Below are 25,885 nucleotides of genomic sequence, written 5' to 3'. Positions count from 1 at the left end.
GCTCATAGATCGGCACGCCGCCCGCGTTGAGCATGGCGATCTTGCGTTCGTCCACATCGAGACAGAACACCGAATTGCCGAGTTCCGCCAGGCAGGCGCCGGTGACCAGGCCGACATAGCCGCTACCGATAATTGTGACTTTCATAGGGGACGATTTCTGGGGAAGCGGCTTGCGGGACGACCGCGGTCCGCACGCGCGCCAGGCATGGAGGTAAGGCGGTAAACAGGGGAATGCGTCAGGCCACGCCGGGTGGCGGGCAGGGGTGCAGCTTAGGCGGGGAACCTTAAGCGCAGATTAAGCATGCGGCGCCGGGGGCGCGCGCATGCCGGCCGGGCGGCCGTTGATTGGCACTCAGAGCCGTTCGATGATGGTGGCGTTGGCCATGCCGCCGGCTTCGCAGATCGCCTGGAGGCCGTAGCGGCCCTTGTTGTCTTCCAGCGCATGCAGCATGGTGGTCATGATGCGCGCGCCGGAGGCGCCCAGCGGGTGCCCGAGGGAGATCGCGCCGCCGCGCGGGTTGAGCAGGGCGGGGTCGGCGCCGAGTTCACGCTGCCAGATCATCGGCACGGGCGCAAACGCCTCATTGACTTCGCAATGAGACATGTCTGCCATCGTCAGGCCGCTCTTCTTGAGGACGCGCTGGCTGGCGGGGATGGGGGCGGTCAGCATCAGCATCGGGCTATCGCCACAGACGTCGAAGCCGGCGAAGCGGGCGCGCGCGTTGCAGCCGAGCCGGGATGCCATGCGCTCGCTCATCAGCAGCAGCGCCGAGGCACCGTCCGTCATCTGCGAGGAATTGCCGGCCGTGATGTGCCAACCGACTTCGGGGAAGCGCGCGGCCAGTTCGTCGGTGCGGAAGGCCGGCTTCAAGGTGCCGAGGCTGGCGGGCGAGGTGTCCGGCCGGATGGTCTCGTCGACTTCCACCACGCCGCGCGAGGTGACGATCGGAAAAATCTCGCGCCGGAACGCGCCCTGTTCCCGGGCGAGCTGGGCGCGGCGGTGGGATTCCGCCGAATACGTGTCGAGTGCCTCGCGCGAGAGCGCCCCCCGGCTGGCCATCAGCTCGGCCGCCACGCCTTGCGACACCAGCCCGGGCGCGTAGCGCTTGGCGAACGAGGGGCCATAGGGGTCTTGCCCCATGCGCGCCGTGCCCATCGGCACGCGGCTCATCGACTCCACGCCGCAGGCGATCACGATGTCGTAGGCGCCGGCCATGATCCCCTGCGCGGCGAAATGGATGGCCTGCTGGCTGGAGCCGCACTTGCGGTCGATGGTGGTCGCCGGCACGTGCTCCGGGAAGCCGGCGGCCAGCCAGGCCACGCGGCCGGGCGTGGCGGACTGCTCGCCCACCTGGCTGACGCAGCCGGTGATGACGTCGTCCACCATGCCCGGGTCCAGCCGGTTGCGTTCGACCAGCCCTTTCAGGAGTTGCGCCAGCAGTTCGGCGGGATGGACATCGGCAAAGGCGGCGCCGGGTTTGGCGCGGCCCATGGGCGTGCGGATGGCGTCGATGATGAAAGCTTGCTGCATGCGGGTCTCCAGAGGGTCTGTTGTCTGCGTCGATTAACTGACCTGACGGTCCTGCCCGCTCCAGTAGCGGGCCCGCAGGGTCTTCTTGTCGAGCTTGCCGAGCGAGGTGTGCGGAAGCTCGGTCTCGAACGAGACCGACTTCGGCGCGCACACCACGCCCTTGCGCTCGGTGACGTAGTCGATCAGGGCCTGCTCGGTGACGGACGCGTCCGGCTTGAGCACGACCAGCGCGGTCACGGCTTCGCCCCACTTGGCGTGCGGCACGCCAATCACCGCCGACATGGCGACGGCCGGGTGCGCGGCCAGGCAGTTCTCGACCTCGCTCGAATAGACGTTGAAGCCGCCCGAGATGATCATGTCCTTGGCCCGGTCGACCAGATACAGGTAGCCGGCCGCGTCGCGGCGCGCCATGTCGCCGGTATGGAGCCAGTCCCCCGCGAGCGTCTTGGCGGTTTCCTCGGGCCGGTTCAGGTAACCCGACATCACCAGCGGCCCCCGTACGCACAGTTCGCCGATCTCGCCGGGCGGCACTTCCTGCAGTTGTGTGTCCAGCAGGCGCACGTCGTTGCCCGGGATGGGGCGCCCGCAGGAGCCCATCAGATGGGGGCGGGCGGGGTCGTGCTCGTCCGCGCGCAGGTAGGTGACCGTCATCGGCGCCTCGGCCTGGCCGTAGATCTGGCCGAAAATCCGGCCGATCCGCCCGATCGCCTCGGCCAGCCGGGCCGGCGCGATGGGCGCGGCGCCGTACCAGATGCGGTGCAGGCTGGACAGGTCGTGGTCCGCCAGCCCCTGGAAATCGAGCAGGCCGTAGATCTGGCTCGGCACCAGGAAGGTACAGGTGATGCGGTGGCGGGCGACGGCTTCGAGGAAGGCCAGCGGATCGTATTTGTCCAGAAAAACCACCGTGCCGCCCCGCAGGAAGGTGGGCAGGATCAGGGCGCCCGCGGCGTGGGAAATGGGCGTCGTGGCCAGGAATCGCGCGTCGTCGGGCCACTCCCAGCAGGCAAGCTGCTGCAGGATCATCGTGACGGCGGTCCGGTGAGGCTGGACCACGCCCTTGGACTTGCCCGTGGTGCCGCCGGTGTAGGCAATCTTGAAGATATCGTCGGGCTGGACGTCGAGCGGGATGTCGCTGGCGTCCATGCCGGCGGAGGCCGCCGCCAGATCGACGCCAAACGCCGCCGGGCCCAGCGTCAGCACATGCTCGACGATGCCGAGGCTGGCCAGCGCGGCGCCGCGCTCGCCGTGCCGGGGCGTGTCGATCACCAGCGCCCGGATGCCGGCATCGCGCAACACGAAAGCCTGATCGTCGGCGGAGCCGAGCGGGTGCAGCGCCGTGTAGCGCAAGCCAAGCAACTGCGCGGCGATGATGGCGGCCATCGCATCGACCCGATTGCCGGCCAGCATGGCGATGCCATCCTGACGGCGCAGGCCGATCGACAGGAAATATCGCGCGATCTGGTGGCTGCGGGCCTCGAGTTCGCCGTAGGTCAGGCGGATGTCCTGCCCGACCAGCGCCTCGCGGTCCGCAAACGCCTTGAATGCCGAACGGTACAGCGCGGCGATGGTGGCGTGCCCGTAGAGTGGTCCTGTGTCCCGCATGTTCAACTCCTTACTGCTTTTCAATGTGGGTCGCGTCGGCAAGCTCGGCGAAGCGGTCGGAATCGGACTTCATCTCCTTGAAGAACGCCTCCGGGGTGCTGCCTTCCACGCCGAAGTCCAGCTTCTCCAGGCGCGTCTTGACGTCCGGGTCGGCCAGCGCGGTGTTCAGCGCGCCGTTGAGCTTGCGCACCACGCCGTCGGGCGTGCCCTTCGGCACCAGCATGCCGACGTAGGACTGGTCATCGAAGCCCTTGAGGCCGAGTTCCGCCAGCGTGGGTACATCGGGAAGCGAGGGCAGCCGCTTCGGGCCGAACACCGCGAGCGGCTTGGTGGCGCCGCTGGCGATAAACGGCTTCTGCGCGGCCACGGTGTCGATCAGCATGTCCACGCGGTCGCCCTGGATGTCGTTCATCGCGGCGGGCACGCCGTTGTAGGGCACCTTGACGATGCGGGTGTTGGCGAGCCGGTTGAGGCGCGCGTAGTACAGCTCGAAGACGCCGGCCGTGACGGCCATGGTGGAGCTGCCCGGCTGCTTCTTCTCCAGGTCCATGGCCTGCTTGAAGGTGTCGGCCGGATAGGACTTGCGGGCGACCAGCACCAGATTGAGGTTGACCGCCTTGCCGACCGGGGAAAAGCTCTTCTCGAAGTCCACGGGAGGATTCTTATATAGCGCGCGGGCGACCACGAGCGGCGCGCCGCCCATCAGCACGGTGTAGCCGTCTGGCGGGCTGCCCGCCACGAACTGCGCGCCGATGGCCCCCGAGGCGCCCGGCTTGTTCACCACCATCACCGACTGGCCGAGCGCGCGGGTCATGCGGTCCGCCAGGACGCGGGCCACGATGTCGTTCGCACCGCCCGCCTGGTAGACCACCACCAGCTTGACCGGCTGCGTCGGATACGCGGCGTCCCGCTGGGCGTGCGCGGTGCCGGTGAGCAGCGTCGCCGCCAGCAGGGCGCCCGTGGCCGCCAGCAAAGCGCGGCGCGGGGAGGGGGTTTTCGTAGGCAGGTGCGTTTTCGTCATCGTCGTCTCCGTTGGCCTTATCATTGGCGTGCCATAATGGCTTAATGGTTGAACCATTCTATCGGCAAACGATGATTACAAAACATGATCCTCGGGTAAATCCTGACGATGAGGCGCAGACGTCATTTCGGCCGATTGCGGTCCGGCGCGCGGCGGATGAAATCGCGAACCAGATCCGCAAGGAAATCGCCGGGGGACGGCTGAAGCCGGGCACGCGCCTGCCGGCGGAGCGGCAGCTCGCGGCGGAACTCGGGGTGTCGCGCAATACCCTTCGGGAGGCCGTGCGTTCGCTCGAGCAGTCCGGGCTTGTCGAGACCAAGAAGGGTGCGCATGGCGGGATCTTCATTACCCGCGCCGATGGCTCGGTGGTGATCGAGGGCTTGATGGATCTCTACCGGCTCGGCGGCATTACGCCGCGCCAGCTGATCCAGGCCCATATCTCGATCGAGCCGGCCATCGTGCGCGAAGCCTGCCGGCTGGCGACCGAAGACGACGTGGCCCGGCTCTATCGCAATATCGACGCCGCCGAGGCAGCAATGGCCGCCGGCGAATTCGAGAAGCGGTTCACGCTGAACCACGAGTTCCACAAGATGCTGGCGCGCATCGCCGGCAACCCAATCCTGGTCGTCTTCATGGACGGCCTGATTTCGCTACTGGTGGAGTTCATCCTGCGGATCGGCACGTACGAGAGCGAGGAAATCTTCGCGTCGCGGCGCCGATTCATGGCGCATTTCGCGCGGGGCGATGCCGAGGCGGCCGAACAGGAGATGTTGCGATCGCTCGAACGGTTCCTGGAGGGGTATTTCCCGCACGACTAGCGGCCGGCCAGCTTCCGTACTTCGGCATCTTGGGGCGTCAGCGCGCTGCCATCGTGGGCGAGCGGCAGCATGCGCGGAATCGGCTTGCCCGATGTCCGCTCCACCAGATCCGAGTGCGGCTCCCCCTGCGCGAACAGATGGCTCTCGGCCCATTGCCGCAGCGCCACCACCACAGGGAAGAGTTCCTCGCCCCGGAGCGTGAGCACGTATTCCTGATAGGCGCTGCCGTCGGAGGCGGGTTGGAGGTCGAGGATGCCGGCCTCCACCAACCGGCGCAGCCGGTCGGCCAGCACATTGCGCGCCATGCCCAGGTTGCGCTGGAAATCGCTGAAGCGGCGCATGCCGTCGAAGGCATCGCGCACGATCAGCAGCGACCAGCGGTCGCCAATCACATTGACGCTTCTTGCCACCGGACAGGCTTCGGCTTCGGCCGGATTGTCATCGCGCATCTCATCGTCCTTCGATCGCCTTAAGTGGTTGCATTTTAAAACCACTTCCGCTAGCCTTCAACTGGTTTTAATTTGCAACCAGTTGGACCCAGTCATGGGAGGGGATTGCGTATGCGTCGGAGCCTGATGCTGCTGTTTGCCTGCGCCAGCGGCCTGAGCGTGGCCAATGTCTACTACGCCCAGCCGCTGCTGGACGCGCTGGCGCGCGACTTCGGCATTCCGGCGTTTGCCATTGGTGGCGTGGTCACCGCCACGCAGGTCGGCAGTGCCTTGGCCCTGTTGCTGCTGGTGCCATTGGGCGATGTCTTCGCGCGGCGCCGCCTGATGCTGGCGCAGGCGCTGGGTCTGGTGGTTGCGCTGGCGGCGGTGGGTTTGTCGTCCTCCACGGTTGGCCTGTTCGGCGCGATGTGCCTGACCGGCATGCTCGGCACTGCCATGACGCAGGGACTGATCGCCTACGCCGCAGCCGCCGCGCCGCCGGACGAACGTGGCCGCGTGGTCGGGGCGGCCCAGAGCGGCGTCTTCCTCGGCCTGCTGCTGGCCCGCGTGGTGGCCGGCGCGGTCAGCGACCTGGCCGGATGGCGCGCGGTGTACTTCGGCTCGGCCGGCGCCATGCTGTTGCTCGCGGTGGGGCTCTGGGCGCGGCTGCCCAGCCTGCCGGCCGCCGCCAAGCGCATCGGCTATCCGGCGCTGCTTGGATCGATGTTCGGGCTACTGCGCCATAACCGGGTCCTGCAGGTGCGCGGCATGCTGGCGTTGTTGATGTTCGCGGCGTTCAACATCTTCTGGAGCGCGCTGGTGCTGCCGCTGAGCGCGCCGCCCTATGCGTTCTCGCATACGGCTATCGGTGCGTTCGGGCTGGTGGGGGCGCTTGGCGCGCTGGCGGGCGCCGGGGCGGGACGGCAGGTGGATCGCGGGTTGGGTGAGCGCACCACGCTGCTGGCGCTCCTGTGCCTGATCGCGGCGTGGCTGCCGCTGGCCGGCATGACGCATTCGCTGTGGGCGCTGGTGCCCGGCATCCTGCTGCTCGACCTTGGCGGACAGGCGCTGCACGTGACCAACCAGAGCCTGATCCTCAATACCCAGCCGGACGCCCAGGGCCGGCTGGTGGGCGTCTACATGCTGTTCTACGCGGTGGGCAGCGCGCTGGGCGCTTTCGGTACCTCGGTGGCTTACGCGCTGGCGGGCTGGGGCGGGGTTTGCACGCTGGGCGCGCTGGTCAGCCTCGCGGCGCTGGGGTTCTGGGCCTGCACGCGGCCGCGGCGGTGTCCTGCCGGCGGGCAGCAGCACCGGCGCGGCGGCACGCCTCAGAACTTGTAGCTCACGGTTCCCAGCACCGTGCGGCGGCTGCCGAAGTAGCAGCCCGTGGCGGAAATGCATGTGCTGATGTAGCGACGATCGAACAAGTTCGTCGCGTTGATCGCCACGCGCACGCCGCGCAGTTGCAGGAACGACTTGCCGAGGTCATAGCTCAACGCGGCGTCGAACAGCGTGGCGGCCGGCACGCGATACACATTGGCCGCATCGCCGTACGACCGGCCGATATAGCGCACGCCGGCGCCCAGCCCCAGACCCTGGAACAGGGTGTCGTGGAACGTGTAGTACATCCACAGGGACGCCTGGTGCTCCGGCACGAAGGGCAGCGCGTTGCCCAGCGTGGTCACGCCGCGTGCATTGGCGTTGGCCTTGGTGACCTCGGTGTCGGAGTAGGCATAGGACGCTACGACGTCCAGCCCGCGTGTCAGGCTGGCCTTGCCTTCGAGTTCGATGCCGCGCACGCGGGCCTCGCCACTCTGCGTATTGAAGTTGGTGTTCAGCGGATCGGGTGTCAGCACGTTGGTCTGGCGCAGGTCGAAGGCGGACAGCGTAACGAAGGCATTCGCCCCCTTGGGCTGGAATTTCACGCCCACCTCGGTCTGGCGCCCGCGCGTCGGCTCGAACGGCGTGCCGGTGCGCCCCGTGCCCGCCTGCGGCTGGAACGACGTGGCAAAGCTGGCGTAGGGCGCGAAGCCGCTGTCGAACTGGTAGACCACGCCGGTGCGGCCCGTGAAGGCATTGTCGCTCTGGCGCGTGTTCAGCGTGTTGCCGGTCTGGGCGGTCAGGGTGTCGGTGTTGCTGCCGGCCCAGTCGTAGCGGCCGCTCAGCAGAAAGGTCCAGCGGTCGATGGCGAGGCTGTCCTGCACATAGCCGCCCACCTGCTGGCGGGTCTGGTCCACGCGCGTGCCCAGCGGCGGCCGGGTGATGGGGGCGCCGTACACCGGGTTGAACACGTCGAGCGCGCGCACCGCTACGAGTTGCGATTCCTCGTAGCGCGCGTCCTCGTACTGGTAGTCCACCCCCAGCAGCAGGGTGTGCTGGACGGGCCCGGTGCGGAAGCTCGCCTCCGCCTGATTGTCGATCGAGAACACGCCGCTGCGCTCCGGGAACGCCCAGCCGTAGCGGTTTTCCGTGCGCAGGTCCGGATTCATGGACAGCCCCTGCACGCGCTGCGTATCGGTATCGATATAGCTGTAGCGCGCGCTCTGGCGGAACTGCCACGTCTCGTTGGCGCGATGCGCGAACTTGTAGCCGAACATCATCTGCTCGCTCTCGAACTTGTCGTAGGCGGGCTCGCCGATAAAGCGGTTGGTGGGGATGCTGCCGTTCGGGTTGGGCAGCAGCGTGCCGGCGGCGGGCAGGGCAGGCGGCGCGCCGCCGCCGTCCGAGCGAATCTTCTGGTACTGCGCCATCAGCGTCAGCGAGGTGTCCGTGCTGGGCCGCCACGTCAGGCTGGGCGCCACCAGCACGCGGCGCTCGTCGATATAGTCGATTTCGGTGTTGGTGTCGCGGGCCAGCCCCACCACGCGATACAGCAGCTTGCCGTCTTCATCGATCGGGCCGGTCAGGTCGAACGCGCCCTGCAGGCGGTCGTGGCTGCCGGCCTGCAAGACCACCTCGCGCGAGGTCTGCGCCTGCGGCAGCTTGCTGACCATGTTCAGCAGCCCGCCCGGGGAGCTTTGCCCGTAGAGGACCGACGCGGGCCCTTTGAGCACCTCGATGCTCTCCAGCGTGTAGGGGTCGATGCGGGGCTGCGAATAGCCGCGCGCGCCGTAGGGCAGGCGCAGGCCGTCCAGGTAGCGCAACGGCACGAACCCGCGCACGGCCAGCCAGTCGTACCGCAGGTCGGTATCGCCATACTGGTTGACCACGCCCGGCGTGTACTGGAGCGCCTGCATCACGCTCTGCACGCCTTGCTCGTCCATCTGCTCGCGCGTGACCACGTTGATGGTCTGCGGTACGTCGATCAGCGGCGTGCCAGTCTTGGCGCCGCTTGCGCGCCGGGGCACCACGCCATCGGCATTGGCCGAGAGGTCCGCGACATCGGCCCGCACCGTGATCAGCGGCAACGTGGCGGCGCCGGCGCTGGCGTCGGCGGGCGCCTGGACCACGGTAAAGGTGCGCGGCCCGTTGCTGACCACATGGAGGCCGGAGCCGGCGAGCATGCGGGCGAGGGCGTCTTCCACGGTCAGCGTGCCGCGCACGGCCGGGGCGCGCAGGCCATCGGCCAGGGTCGTGGCAAACAGGATTTGGGTGTCGGACTGACGCGCCAGCGCGGCCAGCGACTGGGCCAGCGGCTGGGCGGGAATGTCGATGGGGCGGGCCACGCCCTGTGCAATCGCGCCGGCGGCGAGCATCGCCGCGAGCAGGGGAACCAGCGCCGCAAACGGCCGCACGGCAAGGCGGGAGGCGCGGGCGGCAGGCCGGCGTCGAACGGTGAAAATCACGAAAGCTCCTGATGGCGGGCCGATCCATTCGGCCTGTTCATGGAGTTGCCGTGCGCCGCCGCGTGTTTGTACACCTCCACGCGAAAAAAAATTTCAGATGAGGCTCAGTTAGTCATCAGGACCGTTGCCGCGCGCCCAGATGCACGGTGCCGTCGGCCGCCTGGCGCACCGTTACCGGCAGGATGCCCGGCAGCAACTGCAGGATGGCCGCCACCTGGTCGCGGTCGAATTCGCCGGACAGCCGCAGTTGGGCCACGCGTGGATCGTCGATGACGAGGGCGTGCCGCGAGTGCGGCTGCATCTCGGCGATGGCGTCGGCCAGCGTCGCCCCATCGAACGAGAACTTGCCGCGCTGCCAGGCCAGGGCGCGCTCGGCGTCCACGGTCACGGTGTCGCCGGGCTGGCCGTCCGGTGCTACGTCCACGCGCTGGCTGGCGCGCAGCTGCCGCACCTGGCCACCGGCCTCGACTTCCACCGCGCCTTCCAGCACCACCACGCGCGTGCGCTGCGGCAGCCGCTGGACGTCGAACACCGTGCCGATGTCGCGCACCCGGGTCTGGCCCGCCGTGACGAGGAACGCACGCGGGCCATGGGCCACGGTGAACACCGCTTCGCCCGCATCCAGCGCCAGTGCGCGGGTGCGCAGGCGCCACTGCACGGTCAGGCGGGTGTGTTGGTCCAGCGTGACGCGGCTGCCATCGGCCAGTTGAACGGTGCGCGGCCCGGCCTCGGCGCTCAGGGACTCGGTGCGATAGGCGGGATCGGCCAGCCACGTGCCGGCGGCCAGCACCACCAGCGCGGCGGCGGCTCCGGCGCGTACACGGTGTTGCCTGCGGCGGCGCGCAGTGGCGGCGGCCGTGATGGCTTCCACGGACGGAAATCGCTCGCGCAGCGCCTGCTGGTAGGGAGACAGCGGGTCGCCCGGCGGCGTGCGGGAATTGGGCATGGGCAGGGGAGGGGTCCTCACGATGACGGGGCCGGCGCGGCAGTTTCCGGGCGCGGCGGGGCGCCCAGGGCTTGCAGTTCGGGCGCCAATAGTGCCATGGCCCGGGCCATATGGCGCGCCACCATGCCCCGCGAGATGCCCAATCGTAGCGCCACGTCCTGCTGCGGCAGCTCATGGAGCCGATGCAGGATAAACACCTCCTGGCAGCGTGGCGGCAGGGCGGCAATGCACTGCTCGAGCCGGTCTACGGCCTGACGGTGGGCGATGGCCTCGGCGACGTCCGGGCTCGATACGGCGATGCCGGCGGCGTCGGCCTGCCAGGCATCGGCATGGGTCTGGCGGGTGGATTCGGCGCGGTAACGGTCAATCGCGCGATGGGTGGAGACGTGCCGGAGGAAGGCGAGCGGCTGGGCCACCTCGCCGGCGGGCGGCCGTTCGAGCAACTGGACGCAGACGTCCTGGAGCACGTCGCGGGCAAAGTGGCGGTCGCCAAAGCGGCGGCGGACGTGATCGACCAATTCGTCGTAATGGCGCAGCAATGCAGCAAACAACGGGGGATGGGCGGGGTCGCGCAGCACGGCCAGGATGACGGCAAAAGACGAATCAGGCGAAGCGGCGGAGTATAAATGATAGTGATTCGCATTTGCAAGGAGGGGCCGTTGGCGATCGGCCACACATCCGGGGGCTGCAATCGCCCAAAACTCGTCCACACTTCATGTTCGAAAAGCGCCGTCTCACCGATAAGAGGAAGCCAGCCGATGCGCCACGCTCATGGAAGGGCCCGGACCACGTGGTATGTGCTGCTTGCCGTCATCCTTACCGCGCTCTTCGGCTTGGTGGCCTACAACCTGTTCGGCGCGGAGAAGCGCATTGAGCATCGGCTGGAACGGCTCTATGCGACCGAGGACCCGCAGTTTTCCCGGGAACTGAGCGTCCTGCTCGGTCCGCCAGTGGTCGGCGGCAACGCCTACCGCGTGCTGAGGAATGGCGACGAGATCTTCCCCGCGATGCTGGGCGCCATTCGCGCGGCGCAGCGGACGATTACCTTCGAGTCATATATCTACTGGTCCGGCGACATTGGCCGGGCCTTCGCGCAGGCGCTGGCCGAGCGGGCGCAGGCGGGCGTGAAGGTGCACGTCCTGCTGGATTGGGTGGGCAGCCAGAAGGTGGACGCCGCCGTGCTGGACATCATGTCGAAAGCCGGTGTGGCGTTGCAGCGCTATCACCCGGTTCACTGGTACACGCTCGGCAAGCTCAACAACCGGACGCACAGGAAGCTCCTGATCGTCGATGGCAGGATCGGTTTCACCGGCGGCGTGGGCATTGCGCCGGAATGGACCGGCCACGCCCAGGATCCCCAGCACTGGCGCGACACGCACTTCCAGGTCGAAGGCCCGGTGGTGGCCCAGATGCAGTCGGTCTTTCTCGACAACTGGATCAAGGTAAGCGGCGAAGTGCCCCACGGCCCGGGGTATTTCCCGGCGCTGCCGGACGTGGGCAAGGGCATGGCGCAGATGTTCAGCAGCTCCCCCACCGGCGGGAGCGAGAACATGGCGCTGATGTACCTGCTCGCCATCACCGCCGCCACGCGCACCATCGACTTGTCGGCGGCGTACTTCGTGCCAGACGACCTGACGCGGAAGGCGCTGTTGGCCGCGCTCAAGCGGGGCGTCAAGGTTCGCATCATCGTGCCGGGCGAGCATATCGACTCGGAAACCTCTCGCTCGGCGTCGCGGGCCCAATGGGGCGAGCCGCTGGCGGCCGGCGCGCTGATCGCCGAGTACGCGCCCACGATGTACCACTGCAAGGTGATGATCGTGGACGGCTTCCTGGTGTCGGTCGGCTCGACCAACTTCGACAATCGCTCCTTCCGCCTGAACGACGAGGCCACGCTCAATATCCTCGATCGGGACTTCGCGGCGGAACAGACGCGGATATTCGAGGACGACCTGGCCCTGTCCCGGCCGGTATCGCTGGAAGCATGGTCCAACCGGCCGTGGCGCGAAAAGCTGGCCGATGGGTTGAGTTCGCTGCTGGCCTCGCAGCTGTAGGACCTAGGACTTCAGCTTTTTCCCTTCCAGATTCCAGAGCTTGCGGTCGCTGGTCGAGACCGCCACCGCGCCATGCGCGAGCGCGCTGCGGATATCGGCCTCGTTGCAGACAAAGCCAGACGTGACGATGGGCGGCAGCGCCTTGCGGTCCGCCTCGGGCAGGTGGGACAGCATTGGCGCCGGCATCAGCTGCACCAGGTTGGGGTCGCTCTGCTCCAGTGCCTTCACGCTGCGTGGCCACGTCGAGCGGTCGGTCACGAAGACCTTCTGCATCGTCACCATGCCGGCGCGGTTGGCGCGCTGGATGGTGGCCACGCGCGTGGACACCAGACTGGTCACCCCGATGTCCGCCAGGTAATCCACGCCACCCTTGTCCTGCGACAGCCCTTCGCAGCTATCGATGTTGACGATGACGTACTTGCCGGCGCGGGTCAGCGTGGCAATCACGGGCTGCAGCTTGCGCAGCTCCACGTTGGCCACGATCGAGACTTCGGCCTCGCTGTCGACAAACGCATCGACCTGCTCCGCGCCGTAGAGCGTGGCGATGACCGGGTGGCGCGTCAGGCGGGCGCCGAGGGRCCTGTCCATGGGGTTACTTCGCTTCGTGGGAAAGCACGTCGCTCAGGCCGAGCTTCCCGGGGTTGAGGATGTTCTGCGGATCCAGCGCCTGCTTGACCGCCACCAGCACCGGGAACGCGGTGTCCAGCGACGGTGCCATATACGGCGCGCGCAGCAGCCCGATGCCGTGATGGTGGCTGAGGGCCGCATTGTATTGGATCAGCACCGCGTTGGCGGCATCCCAGGCGGCGCGATACCACGTCTGGCGGTCTTCCACCGCAACCTCGCCCCGCAGCGAGAAGTACAGGCAGGCGCCGTCCACGTAGGCGTGCGACTGGTGCGCGGAGCCGGCCAGCGTGCCCGGCACCGCGTTGATGGCGGCCACCACGTCGTCGTAGATCGCGGGCAGGTCGGCCCACGGCCCGGACATCTCGAGCGTATCGGCCACGAAGCCGGGGCTGCGCTTGAAGCCTTCGGCGCTCTTGCCGGTCAGGTAGCGCGTATCGAGCCAGCGTTCGAAGATGGCCTTGTCATCGAGCTTGTCGCCCAATTCCACGCAGACCCGCTCGCTGATCGCCATCACGGCATCGACCATATCCTGGGCGCCTTCGTCGGCCACCAGCAGTACGTTGGTGTCGGGCAGGCCGAACTGCACGCCGCTCTCCAGGGCGTCATAGAGCCGCAGCGCCGCCGGGTTGGCGCCGCGCTGCATGATCTCGCGGCACGCCTCCAGGCCGATGGCGAAGGTCTTGAAGCCATAGGCGATGGCTCGGCCGTAGTCGGGCAGGCGGTGCAGCTTCAGCCGCACGCGCACGATCACGCCCAGCGTGCCTTCCGAACCGATAAAGAGTTGCTGCAGGTCCGGCCCCAGCGCCGCGCGCGAGTAGCCGCCCACGGTGATGAGGCGGCCGTCGGCCAGCACCACGTCCATGCCGAAGACCATGTCCTCGATCTTGCCGTAGCGGGTGGAGAGCTGCCCCGCGCCGCGGCAGGCCACCCAGCCGCCCACGGTGCTGATGGCGTACGACGACGGCCAGTGGCCCATCGTCATGCCGTATTCCTGCTGGATGGTCTGCTCGAAGATGTCGCCGAACATGCCGGCCTCGACTTCCACGATCTGGCTGTTCTTGTCGAAGCCGAGCAGCTTGTTCAGCTCGCAGACGTCGAGCACGATGCCGCCGCGTACCGGCAGTGCGGCGCCGGTCACGTTGCTGCGACCGGCGGACACCGTGACCGGCACGGCGCTGGCGTGGGCGATGCGCATCACGGCCTGCACCTGCTCGACGGTGGACACGCGCACGATCACGCCGCGCGGCGTGGCGGGCTTTCCGCCGGTCTCGGTCATCATCGAGCCCGCCCACCAGTCGCGCGTCCACGTCACCACATCGCCGGTGCTGGTCAGGACGGCATCGGCCACCAGGCGCAGCGCGGCCAGCGTGGCGTCGCTGAGCGGCAGGGCGTCGCGCTGCAGGCCGGGGGCGTCCGGGGTCTCGGTGATGGTGGCTGCGTAGCCCGGCGGCGTATGCGCGCCCACGACGTAGTTGCCACGGTTGTAACCGCGCTTGATGGCTTCCTTGCTGATCATGCTGCTTCTCCCATGAGGACGGATTTTTCGAGAGCCACGGCGGCCAGGTAGTCGCTGACCTGCCGGGCGACGGCCGACTCGGACAACCCGAGTTCGGCCTGGAGGATCTGGCCCACGCGCGGCGCGGCGTGGGCGGAGGCATCGCGCGCCATCAGGCGGGCACGCATGCGGCGCGACAGCACGTCATCCACGGTGCCGGCCAGCTCGTGGCGCACCGCGTAGACGACTTCCGCTTCGGTGTGGGGCAGGCCATTGACAATGGGCCGCGCGAGCGTGGCATCGGCCTGGAGGATGTCGCTGACGAAGCGCGCCTCCGTGCCGTACCGTTCGCCCAGGTGTGCCGACATCCCGCCCGACGCCACGATGGCCTGCGCGTCGTAGCCGGCGGCGCCGAGCAGGTAGGCGCTCTTGGTGCGGCACTTGCCGCGCTTGCCGATGACGCGCTGCGCGGCGTCGATGGTCTGCTCGGCCATATGGCGCGAGGTGGTCAGCTTGCCGCCGACGATGGTCACCAGCCCGTCATCGGCGATATGGATCTCGTGGTTGCGCTTGATTTCAAGCGTCTTGCCGCCCGGTGGCGCCACCAGCGGCCGGCATCCGGCGATGCTGCCCACCACGTCCTCGGGCTGAAGGTCTGTCTTCAGCGCCGAACGCGCGCCTTCGAGCAGGAAGTCGAGTTCCTGGCGGGTGCACATCACGTTGTCGAGGTCGCCTTCGTAGTCCTCGTCGGTGGTCCCGAGGTAGGACACGTTGCCCCAGCGCGTGATGGTGGCGCGGCGGCTGCGCCCCGGTACGGGAATCGTCACCGTGCAGTCGTTGCGGATCTTGAGCCAGGGAATGGCCACGTGCACGCCCTTGGCGGGGCGGATGTGCAGCGTCTTCTGTTCGCCGCGCTTGCGGCCGGTCCAGTCGCGCAGCCAGACGCCGGTGGCCATGATGACCACGCCCGCACGCACGCGGATTTCCTGCTCACCGGCGTGAACGATGGCGCCGTCGACCTTGCCGTGGCCGTCGCGCGTGATCTCCATGACCTGCGCGTGGTTAGCCACGGCCGCGCCATGGAAGGCGGCGGTGCGCGCGATGTTCAGCGTCAGTCGCGCATCATCGACGCGCGCATCGAAATACAGGAAGCCGCCGGTCAGGTGCTCGGGGTTGAAGGTGGGGCAGTGCGACAGGACCTCGGCCTTGCTCAGCTTCTGGTGCAGGATGCCCTCGCGCCAGCCGCCGGCCAGGTCGTACGTCCACAGCAGGCTTTCGAAGGCTTTGGCGAGCCGCTTGTCGAACACGCCGTCGCGCTCCATCACGGGGAACAGGAACGGCAGGCGCTGCACGAGGTGGCGCGCGTTGCGGCGCAGGCGCTGGCGCTCGAGCAGCGAATGGCGCACCAGGCTCAGGTTGCCCTGCTCGATGTAGCGCAGCCCGCCGTGCACCATCTTCGACGACTTGGACGAGGTGCCCGAGGCGAAATCGTTCTTCTCGACCAGCGCCACGCGGTAGCCGCGCAGGCTGGCGTCCAGCGCCGCATAGGCGCCGGTGACCCCGCCGCCGACGATGAGGATGTCGAACGCCTCGCTGCCCAGACGGTCCAGTTGCGACCTGCGGTCGAGCCGCAGCGGCTCGGTGCTGGTCATGGCGGCGCGTTCGCGGCTCGCGCTTCGGGATGGCAGACCCATCATGTTGATCGCTTCTCCTGATTAATGCGACGCAAACGCGTCCACGTGATTGAGTTCGGACGCCACGCGGGCGTGCCAGAGCGCGCGCCGCGCGGCGCGCTCGTCATCGCCGATGGCCGGGGTGAACACGGCGTCCGGCGCGGTGGTGGTGCGGGCTTGCTGCAGGGAGTCCCACAGCAGGCCCGACGCGCCGGCCAGGAAGGCGATGCCGCGCAGGCTGGCGCGGTCCGTCTCCTGCATGCGATGGATCGGCAGGCCGGTGAGGTCGGCCTGCATCTGGAGCAGCGCGTCGCTGCCGGAGAGGCCGCCGCCCACCACGAGGCTGGAGACGGGCACGCCGGCGATGTCGCGGTTGGCCTCGATGCAGGACGCCACGGAATGGGCGATTCCGGCGAGGATGGCGTGGGCGATCTCGGCCTGCGTGGTGGCCATCGACACGCCGTTCAGTGCGGCGCGGGCCTCGGGCTGCATCTGCGGCACGCGCAGGCCGGTCAGGGCTGGGATGAACGTGACGCCGCCCGACGAGGGCACCGTGGCCGCCAGCGCGCTGATCTGCCGGGCGTCTTCGAACCAGTGCAGCTTGTTGCAGACCCAATTCAGCGCGGAGCCGGTGGTGGCCACGAAGGTCTCCACCGAGTAGTGGGAGACGCCCCGATGGCGGCGCGCGGTCATCGTCAGCGTGCTGTCCGATTCGCCGCTGCGCGCCGGCAGGGCGGGGCCGACCATCAGGTCCACGAAGCTGCCGGTGCCGTGCAGGCACATCGACTGCCCCGCATCGAGGCAGCCCAGCCCGATGGCGCCGGCAAGCTGGTCGCCGGCACAGGCGAGGATGGGCACGTCGATACCGATCAGGTCGGCGCGCGTGCGGCCGAAGTCATCGGCGTCCTGCCGCAGTTCGGGCAGCAGCTCGCGGGGGAAGCCGAGCGCATCGGTCCAGTCCGTGAGGTAGCGGTGCTCGCCGAGCATGTAGGCGCTGCACGAGGTGGCGTTCGTCGGCGTGGTCACGCAGGCGCGCTCGGTGGAGAGGTGCCAGAGCAGCCAGCTATCCACCGTGCCGAAGGCCAGCCGGCGCGCGGCCCATGCCTCGGCCACGGCAGGCGTCTCGCGCAGGTGCCGCGCCGCCCAGAGGTAGGGCGAACGCACGCCGGCAGGCCGGCCGACGACAGGACGCAGGCGCGGGTCCCACGTGGCCGCCAGTTCGTGCAGGTCCGGGGCGTAGCGCGTGTCCTGCCAGACCATGGCCGGCACCAGCGCGCGGCCGGTCTGCGTGTCCCACAGCACGGCCGTGGCGCGCTGCGTGGCGATGGCGAGCGCCACCACGTTGAGGTGATCGCGCGCAGCCTGCGCCAGCGTGGCCCGGCACACCGCCAGCGTCTTCTCCAGCAGGACATTGGCGTCCTGCTCGACCACGCCGGGGCGCGGCGAATCCACTTGCAGCGTGGTGTATTCCAGGCATGAGACGTGGCCATCGGCGGCCACCACGGCGGCGCGGGTGCCGGACGTGCCCTCGTCGATGGCGAGGATGACGTTCCTGTTCTGGGTCATGACTGCGATTTCTCGATCACGGGTTGCAGGAAGCCGGCCCCCTCGCGCGCATCGCGTGCGAACTGCGGGGCATCGGCTTCGTTGTCGGGGTTGATGGTGGTACGCGTGGGGTCCCAGCGGATCGTGAAGCAGATGATGCTGGCGATGAGGGGCACCACGGAGAGGATCAGGAAGGTGGTTTCCAGCCCGTACTGGGCGCGGAACAGGGGGAACACCAGCAGGCCCAGCGCGGCGCCGATGGAGCCGAGCGCGCCGATGATGCCGTTGGCGCCCGCGCGCAGTTCGCTGCGGAAAGACAGCGAGGACAGGCTCTTGCCGTTCGCGCCGGGGCCGCCCGAGTGGAACAGGATGAACAGCGACGGCACGACCACGGCGACCCACATCGGCATCTTGCCGTTGAACAGGCCGAGCACCAGCAGCATCACGAAGACGGCGGCGAAGCCGAACGCCGAGGCACGGCGCAGGCCGAGCTTGCGGCCGATCAGCGGCGACAGGAAGCCGCCGAAGATGCCGCAGACATTGAACACGAGCGCGCCGATGGTGGCGTAGACGAAGTCCTTGCCGAACAGCGCGGCGCTGATCAGCGGCAGGTACCAGCCAATCGCAAAGTACTGGATCGACTGGCCGATCTGCACCGTGGAGGCGAGGATGGTGCGAGGCAGGTAGACGCCACGGAAGATCAGCAGCACGTTGGCCAGGCCGCGACGGGCCTGGTTGGTCACGGGAATGCGCTCGGACGGCGCGGCGGCCATGAAGGCGCGGCCATAGATGCGGGTCATGGCGCGCGCGGCGGCGTCCAGCCGTTCCTTGCGGGCCAGCCAGATCGGGCTTTCGACCAGGAAGAGCAGTTGCAGCACCAGGATGAGGACGCCGAAGATGGCGGTGGCGGCCACCGAATAGCGCCAGATCGTATCGCCCACATTCCAGGAATGGAACAGCAGCGCCAGCAGCAGGTTGGAGCAGACCGCCGTGTACCACATGCCTTGCCAGGTATTGAGGCGGCTCTTGAGCTTGACCGGCGTGAATTCGGCCAGCACGGCCATGGCGATGGCGAAGTCGATGCCGTACGCCGCGCCGACGAAGAACCGGCCGACCAGGATTACATCGAAGCCGGGCGCGAACACCACCAGCAGCGCGCCCACCACGGCCAGCACCTTGGCCAGGATCAGCGGGCGCACGCGGCCCCAGCGGTCGGCCATCCAGCCGCCCAACGGGTTGAAGACGATGGCGACCCATGAGGCGAACGAGGTCAGCAGCGCCACCTGCGCCGGGGCGAGCTGCAAATTGCGCGTCATCGGCCCAAGGCCGGCGCTCAGTGCGGAATTGGAGAAAGCGTCAAGGAAGAGTCCGCCGAGGGCAAGCCACCACACCACGCCGGCGCGGCCACGTATGCCAGGACAGGAATCTATGAAGGCGATGACATCATCGATGCCACGAAGCTTGATGGCAGAGGTTTGCACGGCGGTCTCCTTTTTTTGGTTCTGTAAGAGGCCGCAGCAAACTGCACGCGCTAAGAGACCATCTTACAGATGGTCTCTTATCTAGATCTGCCCGGCCAATGTATGTCGCCGGGCAGGTCATGTCAACGGGGAAAACCCGATAGGGTGGGGCGGAGCCGGGCGCGACTAGCGCGCGTCGCGCGGCTTGAAGATCAGTCCCTGCTGCGCGACACCGATGACGCCGTGCTCGTCATGCAGCGTCGTGCGGGTCAGGCCGATGCCGCTCTCCTGCACCGTGGTCGTCGAGTCGGCCGCGACCCATTCCCCGCGTGGCAGCCGGTGCAGGTACATCGTCAGGTCGGCATTCGCGAACGCGAAGCGATCCAGCGGCACGGCCCAGCTGATGCCATTGCCGAAGTCCGCTGCAGCTACCGCGCGGGCTGCTGGCGTGACTGGCCAGTCGGCCACCAGCGGCACCGCCAGGCGGAACCATACGGCGGCAGGGCCGGGGGCCGTGACCGTGCCGGTCGCCACGCGGCTCTCCATGGCGGTGTAGTGGAACGAGGTCTGCGGCTGCATGCCCGGGATGAGGATGGGGGTGTGGCACGCATCGGGCGGGGGGAGGGACGGAGACTGGGGGGACGACTGGAGGTCGAGCGCACGCTCGCGGATATAGACCGCCGTGCCGTAGACGACCGGTACGCCCTCGTGCGACAGCGCCAGCCGCACGCGCCGCACCGACCCGCCCGGTTGCGGTTCGACCACCGCGCGCAAGGGTGCCACGGGAACCGGCCGCACGAATTCGAGCGTGAGGCGAACCATCGACCAACCCGGCTCCTGCGCCATGGCGCGGTCCGCCATCGAGGCCAGCAACCCGCCCGGTGCGCCGCCGTGCTGGGCGCCGGGATGCCAGGGGCCGCGCGACAGTTCGGTAGGGACGACGGCATCGCCCGAGACTTCAAAAATGCTGTGGGGAATCGGCGCAGAAGCAGTAGCCAAGACGGTCTCCGTGATGCGGGCTGCGCTCCCGGACGCCGGGGCGCTATGGCCGCCAACGATACACCACGAGATGGCTTGTCTGCTGGCGCCACCGTTCTGTGCGGATACCGGCCATGAACCTTTCAGCCGTGAAAGACCATTGGTGCATTGCAATATGCGAAGCCCCTGCGCACAGGGCGCAACGACCTGTGAATTGGCGTGCGGATCTGCTGCGGTGCAATATCGAATTGTTGTGTTGGGGGCGGGTAATCGAGCATTTTATTGCGTTGACATTGCCAAAGACAAAGTCTTACCCTCCGATCCAAGCTAACTAGACGTTCGCATATAGAACGCAAGTTCGATATGTGGTCATTTCGGATTTCAGGAGACTTGCCTTGAACAAGGTTGCCGGGTTCTTTACAGAACTGATGCGCCGGTATTTGCCGGACCCCTTCGTGTTTGCGATTGGCCTGACGCTGCTCTCCATGGTGATGGCGATGCTGGTCGAGGGACAGGCCGCCAACACGATCATCCTGAACTGGGGCAAGGGGTTCTGGAACCTGCTCTCGTTCACCACGCAGATGGCCGTGATCCTGGCCATGGGCTATGTGCTGGCCACCGCGCCGCTGGTCGATCGTTTCCTGAACAGCATCGTCGCGCGCGCGCATACGCCGCGCGGGGCCATCATCGTGGCGACGCTGGTCGGCGGTATCGGTAGCTACCTGAACTGGGGCTTCGGCCTCGTGATCGGTGGCATCATCGCCCGCAAGCTGGCGCTCAAGGTGAAGGGGGTGCACTACCCGCTGATCATCGCGTCGGCCTATAGCGGCTTCACGATGTACGGCCTGGGCTTGTCCGCCAGCATTCCCGTGCTGATCTCCACGCCGGGCCATCCCATGGAAAAGCTCATGGGCGTTGTGGCGCTCAAGGACACGATCTTCTCCCTGCCGATGCTGCTCACGAGCCTGGCCGTGATCATCACGCTGCCGCTGCTCAACGCGATGCTGCATCCGCGCGATGCCAAGGATGTGGTCGAGATCAAGGACGATGCGGAGGAGGGCCGCGCCGGCGCCGCCGGTGGCCACAGCATGGGCATCGAGAACACGCTGGCCGCGCGCATGAACAACAGCCGCCTGCTGAGCCTGGTCATCGGCCTGTGCGGCATGGCCTACGCGGTGCTGTACTTCACGCAGGGCGGCACGCTGGACCTGAACCTGATCAACTTCCTGATCCTGTTCATCGGGGTGCTGCTGCTGGGCACGCCGGCCAACTACGTCGCCAAGCTGAACGAGGGCATCAAGACGATTTCAGGCATCATCCTGCAATATCCGTTCTATGCCGGCATCATGGCGATCATGGCGGGCTCGGGGCTGGTGGATACCATTTCGCGCGTGTTCGTGGATATCGCCACGCCGCAGACGCTGCCGTTCTGGGGCCTGGTGAGTTCGTTCGTGATCAACTTCTTCGCGCCGTCGGGTGGTGGCCACTGGGTGATTCAGGGGCCATTCATGATCGACGCGGCGAAGGCCATCGGCAGCTCGGTGGCGCAGACCTCGATGTCGGTGATGCTGGGCAACGCCTGGAACGACCTCGTGCAGCCGTTCTGGATCCTGCCGGCGCTGGCGCTGTCGAAGCTCAAGCTCAAGGACGTGATGGGCTATACCGTGATCATGATGTTCTGGGTCGGTGCCATCTATATCGTGGCGCTGCTGGCCTGGGGCATGCTGACGCACTGACCGATGTACTGACAACCAACGCGGAGAGAATCGCATGCCGTTCCTGATCGAGACGTTCGACAAGCCGAATCACCAGCATGTGCGGCAGGCCAACCGGCCCGTGCACCTGGAGTATCTGGAAGCCAACAAGGCGCTGCTGCTGGCCTGCGGCGCCAAGCTCAACGATGACGGCAGCGATGGCGGTGGTGGCCTGTATATCGTCGACGTGGAGACGCGCGAGGCTGCGCAGGCCTTTATCGAAGCCGATCCGTTCCACAAGGCCGCGCTGTTCGCCGAGGTAAAGATCGTGCGGTGGCGCAAGGCCTATCTGGACGGCGTCCGTCATATCTGAACGAAGGCGTAGGTATGAAGCGATGGAAGCAACGGCCCGATGGCGCCAACTGGGGCGACTTCGGTGAGGACGACCAGCTCGGCCGCCTGAACCTGATCACGGCGGCGCGCGTGCGTGCCGCCGCGCAGGAGATTCAAAGCGGCCGGACGTTCTGCCTGTCCCTGCCGCTGGACCTCCCCGGCGGGAATGTGCTGAACCCGCGCCGGCATCCGCCCGTGCTGCGTCCCACTTTCCGTGACGACGTGGCCTACGTGAACTTCCCGCTGGCCAAGGTCGATCCGCGCGCGCTGGACGTGCTCAGCGACGACCAGGTGCTGCTATCCATGCAGTACTCCACGCAGTGGGATTCACTGGCCCACGTGGGCGCGCTGTTCGATGCCGATGGCGATGGGGTGGCCGAACGCGTCTACTACAACGGTTTCCGGCCGAATGCCGATATCGTCGGTCCGGTTGACTATGCTGAAGCCGACCACTTCGCGGCCCATCCCTGCGGGCACGACCACAGCCATGCCGACGCGCTCGGCATCGAGACCCTCGCGGCGCACGGCATTCAGGCGCGCGGCGTGCTGGTCGATCTGGCCGAACACTACGGCCGCGAATGCCGGACGGTCGGCTACGACGACCTGATGCGCGTGATCGACGCCGATGGCATCGAGGTTGGCAGTGGCGACATCCTCGTGCTTCGCACCGGATTCGCCGAGATGCTGGTCGAGATGGCTGGCGAGCCCGATGCCGAACTGTTGCATCAGAGCTGCTGCGCGCTGGACGGGCGCGACGACAAGCTGCTGCAGTGGATCACCGATTCCGGCATTGCCGCGATCGCGGCAGACAATTACGCCGTCGAGCGCTATCCGGCCCGGCCCGTGCCGGCGGAGCAGGGCCCCGTGCCGATGCTGCCGCTGCATCATCACTGCCTGTTCAAGCTCGGCCTGCCGCTCGGCGAACTCTGGTACCTGCGCGACCTGGCCGCCTGGCTGCGCGCCGAGGGTCGCCATCGGTTCTTCCTGTCGGCGCCGCCGCTGCGGCTGCCCGGCGCGATGGGGTCGCCCGTGACGCCCGTTGCCACTACCTGATTCCTCTCTCTTCACTAGGAGCCCACCATGCTGTTCATGGTCGAAATGACTGTTCGTATTCCCCAAACGCTCGACCCGGTTGTCGCCGACAAGATCAAGGCGGAAGAGAAGGCGTACTCCCAGCAACTGCAACGCGACGGCAAGTGGCGCCACCTGTGGCGCGTGGCTGGCCTCTACGCGAACGTGAGCATCTTTGACGTCAAGGATGCCGACGAACTGCACACGCTGCTGACTGGCCTGCCACTGTATCCGTACATGGAAATGAAGGTGACCGCGCTGGCGCAGCACGCCTCTGCCATCGCCCAGAACTGAGCCTCGGAGACCGCCATGCCTTTTGCTGACCTTGCGGGCGTCAAGCTCCATTACCGGTTCGATGGCGATGAGAGCCTGCCCGTGCTGGTGCTGTCGAACTCCCTGGGTACCAGCCTCGATATGTGGCAGCCGCAGATCGCTGCGCTGACGCAGCGTTTCCGGGTGCTGCGCTACGACACGCGCGGCCACGGGCAGTCGTCCGTTACCGAGGGACCGTACAGCATCGCGCAACTGGGCGGCGACGTCATCGCGCTGCTCGACCATCTGGGCCTGCAACGCGTGCATTTCTGCGGGCTGTCGATGGGCGGCATCACGGGCATGTGGCTGGGCGTCCACCACGCTGACCGCCTTGACAAGCTGATCCTGTGCAATACGGCGGCCTATATCGGGCCGCCCGAGAACTGGACCAACCGTGCCGCCGCCGTGGAGCGTGACGGTGTGGCGTCGATTGCCGCCGCCGTAGTCGACAAATGGCTCACGCCGGACTTCGCGGCGCAGCAGGCGGATCTCGTGCAGACGTTGCGGACGATGTTGGGTGCCACCGACGCCCGCGGCTACGCGGCGAACTGCCTGGCCGTGCGCGATTCGGATCTGCGCAACGACGTGCAGCGCATCACCACGCCCACGCTGGTCATTGCCGGCACCGGCGATATCCCGACCCCGCCCGCCGATGGTCGGTATCTGGCGGAGAACATTCCGGGCGCCAGGTACGTGGAACTGTACGCCGCGCATCTCTCGAACCTGCAACAGGTGGAGGGGTTCAATCAGGCTGTGCTGGCGTTCCTGGATCGCTGACGCCTGAGGTGGGCTGCTACCCCCGCCGGACGCCCGGCGGGTAACCCCGGCAGGGTTTCACCGGATCTTGCCGAATCCCCCGGCGGCCCACTGCGCGCCGCTTTCCCGCGTCAAGCGGAAATCTGGTCGCACTTTGACGGTAGCGAGCACGTCCCCGAACTGCCCGACTGCCGTGAGGGTGCCGAATGGCTCGTACTCGTCCGGCGTGATGACAAGCTGGATCGTTACCGCGTCCGAGCCGACTTCCACGGTCACCTGCTTGTTCAGTTGCGCGTGCAACTGCTGTTCGTGTCGACGGATGACTTCCGAAGCGGTCTTCACCAGGGTCTGATGCGCTGTCGCATCGAGCGGCTTCGGATCGACCTTGTTTCGGCCCATGGTCCAGGGGCCGACCAGCGCGGGCTCGGAACTGCCATCCCGGATCATCTCGACGGCCCAGCCGTCACCATCCTCGTTCTTGATGACCCGCGCGGTCCAGCCCTTGTCTCGCCAAAGCCTGGGTTCATGGATGGGGGAGGACTCGGCCTCCGAAGGGACGGTGTCGCTGTGATTCATGGATCTCGTATTCAATGCATGCGGCCTTCGCCGCTGGCGCGCGGCAGCCGCTGCCATGGTGGCGGCTAAACGCCGCATTGTAATGGGATCAGTGTCTCGACGAAATGGCGCCCGCTGCCTTTGCGGGCGGCAGGGTGGTCCATGGTCCAATACCGGCGTTTTCCACGGTTGAATATCTTGGTGAAGTAAGCGAACGTCCTATGGAGCCAACAACATGAAATACTCCCTGCTCGTTGTGTTGCTCGCAGCCGCCGGATGCGCCAGCCCACCGCCGCCCGCGCCCCTTCCCCCGCCGCCGCCGGCCAATGCCAGCAAGGTAGGCCAGAGCCAGATGGCGCCCAAGGCGGCCGCGCAGTGCATCGGATCGAAATGGACGCAACCGGGCGGACAGCCGGCCATGATCCAGTACGTGTACGCCAACGATACGGCATTCGATGTCTTTGTCCCCGGCCAGACCCCGCCCGCCGGAACGGCCGCTATGGTCAGGCCCGCTCCGACCGGCACAGGCTCAACGCTGTATTTCCGCGGCAACGACGCCGCGGCGTCCAGCGTCTTGAGCCAGTGTTCCTAGGCCTGCCGGGATAGCGAAGCGCGTCAGGGGTGGCCGATGGCTGGCTTTTCCCCTGGCACGCCTCGAAATGGACGTCATCGGTCTCCGGCCATCGATTCATTCGTAAGTTAGGTTGACCTGCCCGGGCATGACCTGTATAAGAGTCCTTGCAGGATCATCAAGCAGACCTCAGAGTTCATTGGCGAATCGCCACCTTCCTTGTTTCTTCCTTGAGTATCGTGCCTCGCCGGTATTTTCGTCGTGCGAGAATTTTTTAGGAATTGACATGGCAACAGGTACGGTAAAGTGGTTTAACGACGCCAAGGGCTTTGGTTTCATCACGCCGGAAGCAGGTGGAAATGATCTTTTCGCGCATTTCTCCGAGATCCAGGGCGATGGCTTCAAGTCGCTGCAAGAAGGACAGAAGGTGAATTACGTCGAAGGCAATGGCCCCAAGGGTCCGACCGCGACGAAGATTCAGCCCTCCTGAACTGACTCGACTGGCAACAGTCGTAGAAAAGCTCCGCAGATGCGGAGCTTTTTTTATTTGTGGCGGGTTTTTCCCTACGGAGA

General features: G+C 67.1%; 24 protein-coding genes and 1 pseudogene. 10 read left to right on the top strand and 15 right to left on the bottom strand.

Features of this window, described 5'->3' with window-relative positions; genetic code table 11:
• The 4 genes and pseudogenes from AC1DEL_RS18035 to AC1DEL_RS18020 form a co-directional block, all read right to left on the bottom strand.
• Nucleotides 1-145: pseudogene (locus tag AC1DEL_RS18035) on the bottom strand (UDP-glucose 6-dehydrogenase); the annotation flags it as partial.
• Between the two features lie 207 nt (nt 146-352).
• Nucleotides 353-1,531: a thiolase family protein gene (locus AC1DEL_RS18030; RefSeq protein WP_477126089.1), complete on the bottom strand. Its 1,179-nt coding sequence runs from the start codon at nt 1,529-1,531 to the stop codon at nt 353-355.
• A 33-nt stretch (nt 1,532-1,564) separates the two neighbouring features.
• Nucleotides 1,565-3,133 (bottom strand): AMP-binding protein, encoded by a 1,569-nt coding sequence (locus AC1DEL_RS18025; protein ID WP_477126088.1) that lies wholly within the window; start codon nt 3,131-3,133, stop codon nt 1,565-1,567.
• 10 nt (nt 3,134-3,143) lie between these two features.
• On the bottom strand, nt 3,144-4,154 hold the full coding sequence (locus tag AC1DEL_RS18020; protein WP_177219993.1) for a Bug family tripartite tricarboxylate transporter substrate binding protein: 1,011 nt from the start codon (nt 4,152-4,154) through the stop codon (nt 3,144-3,146).
• A gap of 71 nt (nt 4,155-4,225) precedes the next feature.
• On the opposite strand from AC1DEL_RS18020, the gene AC1DEL_RS18015 reads away from it, so the two are divergent.
• On the top strand, nt 4,226-4,972 hold the full coding sequence (locus AC1DEL_RS18015; protein ID WP_177219994.1) for a FadR/GntR family transcriptional regulator: 747 nt from the start codon (nt 4,226-4,228) through the stop codon (nt 4,970-4,972).
• Here AC1DEL_RS18015 and AC1DEL_RS18010 read toward each other — a convergent pair.
• The gene (locus AC1DEL_RS18010; protein ID WP_477126087.1) at nt 4,969-5,421 is read right to left on the bottom strand and encodes a winged helix-turn-helix transcriptional regulator; all 453 of its coding nucleotides are present in this window, start codon (nt 5,419-5,421) and stop codon (nt 4,969-4,971) included. The two genes, AC1DEL_RS18015 and AC1DEL_RS18010, sit on opposite strands and share 4 nt — an antisense overlap.
• A gap of 111 nt (nt 5,422-5,532) precedes the next feature.
• On the opposite strand from AC1DEL_RS18010, the gene AC1DEL_RS18005 reads away from it, so the two are divergent.
• Nucleotides 5,533-6,741 (top strand): MFS transporter, encoded by a 1,209-nt coding sequence (locus tag AC1DEL_RS18005; RefSeq protein ID WP_477126086.1) that lies wholly within the window; start codon nt 5,533-5,535, stop codon nt 6,739-6,741.
• Here AC1DEL_RS18005 and AC1DEL_RS18000 read toward each other — a convergent pair.
• The 3 genes from AC1DEL_RS18000 to AC1DEL_RS17990 form a co-directional block, all read right to left on the bottom strand.
• Nucleotides 6,729-9,185 carry a TonB-dependent siderophore receptor gene (locus AC1DEL_RS18000; RefSeq protein ID WP_477126085.1) on the bottom strand — a complete coding sequence of 819 codons (2,457 nt, stop codon included), beginning with the start codon at nt 9,183-9,185 and terminating at the stop codon, nt 6,729-6,731. The genes AC1DEL_RS18005 and AC1DEL_RS18000 overlap by 13 nt on opposite strands.
• A 115-nt stretch (nt 9,186-9,300) precedes the next feature.
• Nucleotides 9,301-10,131 carry a FecR family protein gene (locus AC1DEL_RS17995; RefSeq protein WP_477126084.1) on the bottom strand — a complete coding sequence of 277 codons (831 nt, stop codon included), beginning with the start codon at nt 10,129-10,131 and terminating at the stop codon, nt 9,301-9,303.
• 17 nt (nt 10,132-10,148) lie between these two features.
• Complete coding sequence (locus AC1DEL_RS17990; protein WP_255370944.1) at nt 10,149-10,682, bottom strand: RNA polymerase sigma factor; 534 nt, start codon at nt 10,680-10,682, stop codon at nt 10,149-10,151.
• A gap of 207 nt (nt 10,683-10,889) precedes the next feature.
• Between AC1DEL_RS17990 and AC1DEL_RS17985 the strand changes: the two genes are divergently transcribed.
• Entirely contained in the window at nt 10,890-12,182 is a 1,293-nt protein-coding gene (locus tag AC1DEL_RS17985; protein WP_477105874.1) for a phospholipase D-like domain-containing protein, read from the top strand.
• A gap of 3 nt (nt 12,183-12,185) precedes the next feature.
• Here the strand turns inward: AC1DEL_RS17985 and AC1DEL_RS17980 are convergent, their stop codons facing one another.
• From AC1DEL_RS17980 to AC1DEL_RS17955, 6 genes are all read right to left on the bottom strand, one after another.
• Nucleotides 12,186-12,770 carry a glycerol-3-phosphate responsive antiterminator gene (locus tag AC1DEL_RS17980; RefSeq protein ID WP_477159141.1) on the bottom strand — a complete coding sequence of 195 codons (585 nt, stop codon included), beginning with the start codon at nt 12,768-12,770 and terminating at the stop codon, nt 12,186-12,188.
• Nucleotides 12,771-12,774: 4 nt separating this feature from the next.
• Nucleotides 12,775-14,325 carry an FAD-binding oxidoreductase gene (locus AC1DEL_RS17975; protein WP_477126083.1) on the bottom strand — a complete coding sequence of 517 codons (1,551 nt, stop codon included), beginning with the start codon at nt 14,323-14,325 and terminating at the stop codon, nt 12,775-12,777.
• Entirely contained in the window at nt 14,322-16,001 is a 1,680-nt protein-coding gene (locus AC1DEL_RS17970; RefSeq protein WP_441593493.1) for a glycerol-3-phosphate dehydrogenase/oxidase, read from the bottom strand. The genes AC1DEL_RS17975 and AC1DEL_RS17970 overlap by 4 nt, the downstream gene beginning before the upstream one ends.
• Nucleotides 16,002-16,019: 18 nt before the next feature.
• Nucleotides 16,020-17,543 carry an FGGY family carbohydrate kinase gene (locus tag AC1DEL_RS17965; RefSeq protein WP_441593492.1) on the bottom strand — a complete coding sequence of 508 codons (1,524 nt, stop codon included), beginning with the start codon at nt 17,541-17,543 and terminating at the stop codon, nt 16,020-16,022.
• Nucleotides 17,540-19,003 (bottom strand): MFS transporter, encoded by a 1,464-nt coding sequence (locus tag AC1DEL_RS17960; RefSeq protein WP_092299553.1) that lies wholly within the window; start codon nt 19,001-19,003, stop codon nt 17,540-17,542. Before AC1DEL_RS17960 ends, AC1DEL_RS17965 begins: the two co-directional genes overlap by 4 nt.
• A 165-nt stretch (nt 19,004-19,168) precedes the next feature.
• Entirely contained in the window at nt 19,169-19,981 is an 813-nt protein-coding gene (locus AC1DEL_RS17955) for a thioesterase family protein (protein WP_177219996.1), read from the bottom strand.
• Nucleotides 19,982-20,355: 374 nt separating this feature from the next.
• Here AC1DEL_RS17955 and AC1DEL_RS17950 point away from each other — a divergent pair, with 374 nt between their 5' ends.
• Genes AC1DEL_RS17950 through pcaD form a run of 5 tightly spaced genes read left to right on the top strand, consistent with a single transcriptional unit; the run spans nt 20,356 to nt 24,207 of the window.
• On the top strand, nt 20,356-21,696 hold the full coding sequence (locus AC1DEL_RS17950; protein WP_477126082.1) for a short-chain fatty acid transporter: 1,341 nt from the start codon (nt 20,356-20,358) through the stop codon (nt 21,694-21,696).
• 34 nt (nt 21,697-21,730) lie between these two features.
• Nucleotides 21,731-22,027: a YciI family protein gene (locus AC1DEL_RS17945; protein WP_092299562.1), complete on the top strand. Its 297-nt coding sequence runs from the start codon at nt 21,731-21,733 to the stop codon at nt 22,025-22,027.
• A 14-nt stretch (nt 22,028-22,041) separates the two neighbouring features.
• Nucleotides 22,042-23,100 carry a cyclase family protein gene (locus AC1DEL_RS17940; RefSeq protein WP_477108189.1) on the top strand — a complete coding sequence of 353 codons (1,059 nt, stop codon included), beginning with the start codon at nt 22,042-22,044 and terminating at the stop codon, nt 23,098-23,100.
• Between the two features lie 27 nt (nt 23,101-23,127).
• The gene (catC, locus tag AC1DEL_RS17935) at nt 23,128-23,412 is read left to right on the top strand and encodes a muconolactone Delta-isomerase (RefSeq protein WP_092299568.1); all 285 of its coding nucleotides are present in this window, start codon (nt 23,128-23,130) and stop codon (nt 23,410-23,412) included.
• A 15-nt stretch (nt 23,413-23,427) separates the two neighbouring features.
• Nucleotides 23,428-24,207 (top strand): 3-oxoadipate enol-lactonase, encoded by a 780-nt coding sequence (gene pcaD / locus AC1DEL_RS17930; RefSeq protein ID WP_092299571.1) that lies wholly within the window; start codon nt 23,428-23,430, stop codon nt 24,205-24,207.
• A gap of 57 nt (nt 24,208-24,264) precedes the next feature.
• On the opposite strand, the gene AC1DEL_RS17925 is transcribed toward pcaD, so the two are convergent.
• Nucleotides 24,265-24,762, bottom strand: a complete 498-nt coding sequence (locus tag AC1DEL_RS17925) for a hypothetical protein (RefSeq protein WP_092299574.1) — start codon at nt 24,760-24,762, stop codon at nt 24,265-24,267.
• A gap of 214 nt (nt 24,763-24,976) precedes the next feature.
• On the opposite strand from AC1DEL_RS17925, the gene AC1DEL_RS17920 reads away from it, so the two are divergent.
• Nucleotides 24,977-25,333 (top strand): hypothetical protein, encoded by a 357-nt coding sequence (locus AC1DEL_RS17920; RefSeq protein WP_092299577.1) that lies wholly within the window; start codon nt 24,977-24,979, stop codon nt 25,331-25,333.
• A 265-nt stretch (nt 25,334-25,598) separates the two neighbouring features.
• Nucleotides 25,599-25,802: a cold-shock protein gene (locus AC1DEL_RS17915; RefSeq protein ID WP_092299580.1), complete on the top strand. Its 204-nt coding sequence runs from the start codon at nt 25,599-25,601 to the stop codon at nt 25,800-25,802.
• The last annotated feature ends 83 nt before the right edge of the window (nt 25,803-25,885 follow it).

It is taken from the genome of Cupriavidus sp. 10L43_2, from assembly GCF_056395265.1.
Note: the sequence above shows the minus strand (reverse complement) of the source record. Positions and strands in the feature narration are given on the sequence as shown.

Excerpts from the sequence above, each read along its gene's own strand:
- AC1DEL_RS18030 (WP_477126089.1), bottom strand. The coding sequence starts at position 1,531 with ATGCAGCAAGCTTTCATCATCGACGCCATCCGCACGCCCATGGGCCGC.
- AC1DEL_RS18025 (WP_477126088.1), bottom strand. The coding sequence starts at position 3,133 with ATGCGGGACACAGGACCACTCTACGGGCACGCCACCATCGCCGCGCTG.
- AC1DEL_RS18020 (WP_177219993.1), bottom strand. The coding sequence starts at position 4,154 with ATGACGAAAACGCACCTGCCTACGAAAACCCCCTCCCCGCGCCGCGCT.
- AC1DEL_RS18015 (WP_177219994.1), top strand. The coding sequence starts at position 4,226 with ATGATTACAAAACATGATCCTCGGGTAAATCCTGACGATGAGGCGCAG.
- AC1DEL_RS18010 (WP_477126087.1), bottom strand. The coding sequence starts at position 5,421 with ATGCGCGATGACAATCCGGCCGAAGCCGAAGCCTGTCCGGTGGCAAGA.
- AC1DEL_RS18005 (WP_477126086.1), top strand. The coding sequence starts at position 5,533 with ATGCGTCGGAGCCTGATGCTGCTGTTTGCCTGCGCCAGCGGCCTGAGC.
- AC1DEL_RS17995 (WP_477126084.1), bottom strand. The coding sequence starts at position 10,131 with ATGCCCAATTCCCGCACGCCGCCGGGCGACCCGCTGTCTCCCTACCAG.
- AC1DEL_RS17985 (WP_477105874.1), top strand. The coding sequence starts at position 10,890 with ATGCGCCACGCTCATGGAAGGGCCCGGACCACGTGGTATGTGCTGCTT.
- AC1DEL_RS17975 (WP_477126083.1), bottom strand. The coding sequence starts at position 14,325 with ATGATCAGCAAGGAAGCCATCAAGCGCGGTTACAACCGTGGCAACTAC.
- AC1DEL_RS17970 (WP_441593493.1), bottom strand. The coding sequence starts at position 16,001 with ATGATGGGTCTGCCATCCCGAAGCGCGAGCCGCGAACGCGCCGCCATG.
- AC1DEL_RS17965 (WP_441593492.1), bottom strand. The coding sequence starts at position 17,543 with ATGACCCAGAACAGGAACGTCATCCTCGCCATCGACGAGGGCACGTCC.
- AC1DEL_RS17945 (WP_092299562.1), top strand. The coding sequence starts at position 21,731 with ATGCCGTTCCTGATCGAGACGTTCGACAAGCCGAATCACCAGCATGTG.
- AC1DEL_RS17940 (WP_477108189.1), top strand. The coding sequence starts at position 22,042 with ATGAAGCGATGGAAGCAACGGCCCGATGGCGCCAACTGGGGCGACTTC.
- catC (WP_092299568.1), top strand. The coding sequence starts at position 23,128 with ATGCTGTTCATGGTCGAAATGACTGTTCGTATTCCCCAAACGCTCGAC.
- pcaD (WP_092299571.1), top strand. The coding sequence starts at position 23,428 with ATGCCTTTTGCTGACCTTGCGGGCGTCAAGCTCCATTACCGGTTCGAT.
- AC1DEL_RS17925 (WP_092299574.1), bottom strand. The coding sequence starts at position 24,762 with ATGAATCACAGCGACACCGTCCCTTCGGAGGCCGAGTCCTCCCCCATC.
- AC1DEL_RS17920 (WP_092299577.1), top strand. The coding sequence starts at position 24,977 with ATGAAATACTCCCTGCTCGTTGTGTTGCTCGCAGCCGCCGGATGCGCC.
- AC1DEL_RS17915 (WP_092299580.1), top strand. The coding sequence starts at position 25,599 with ATGGCAACAGGTACGGTAAAGTGGTTTAACGACGCCAAGGGCTTTGGT.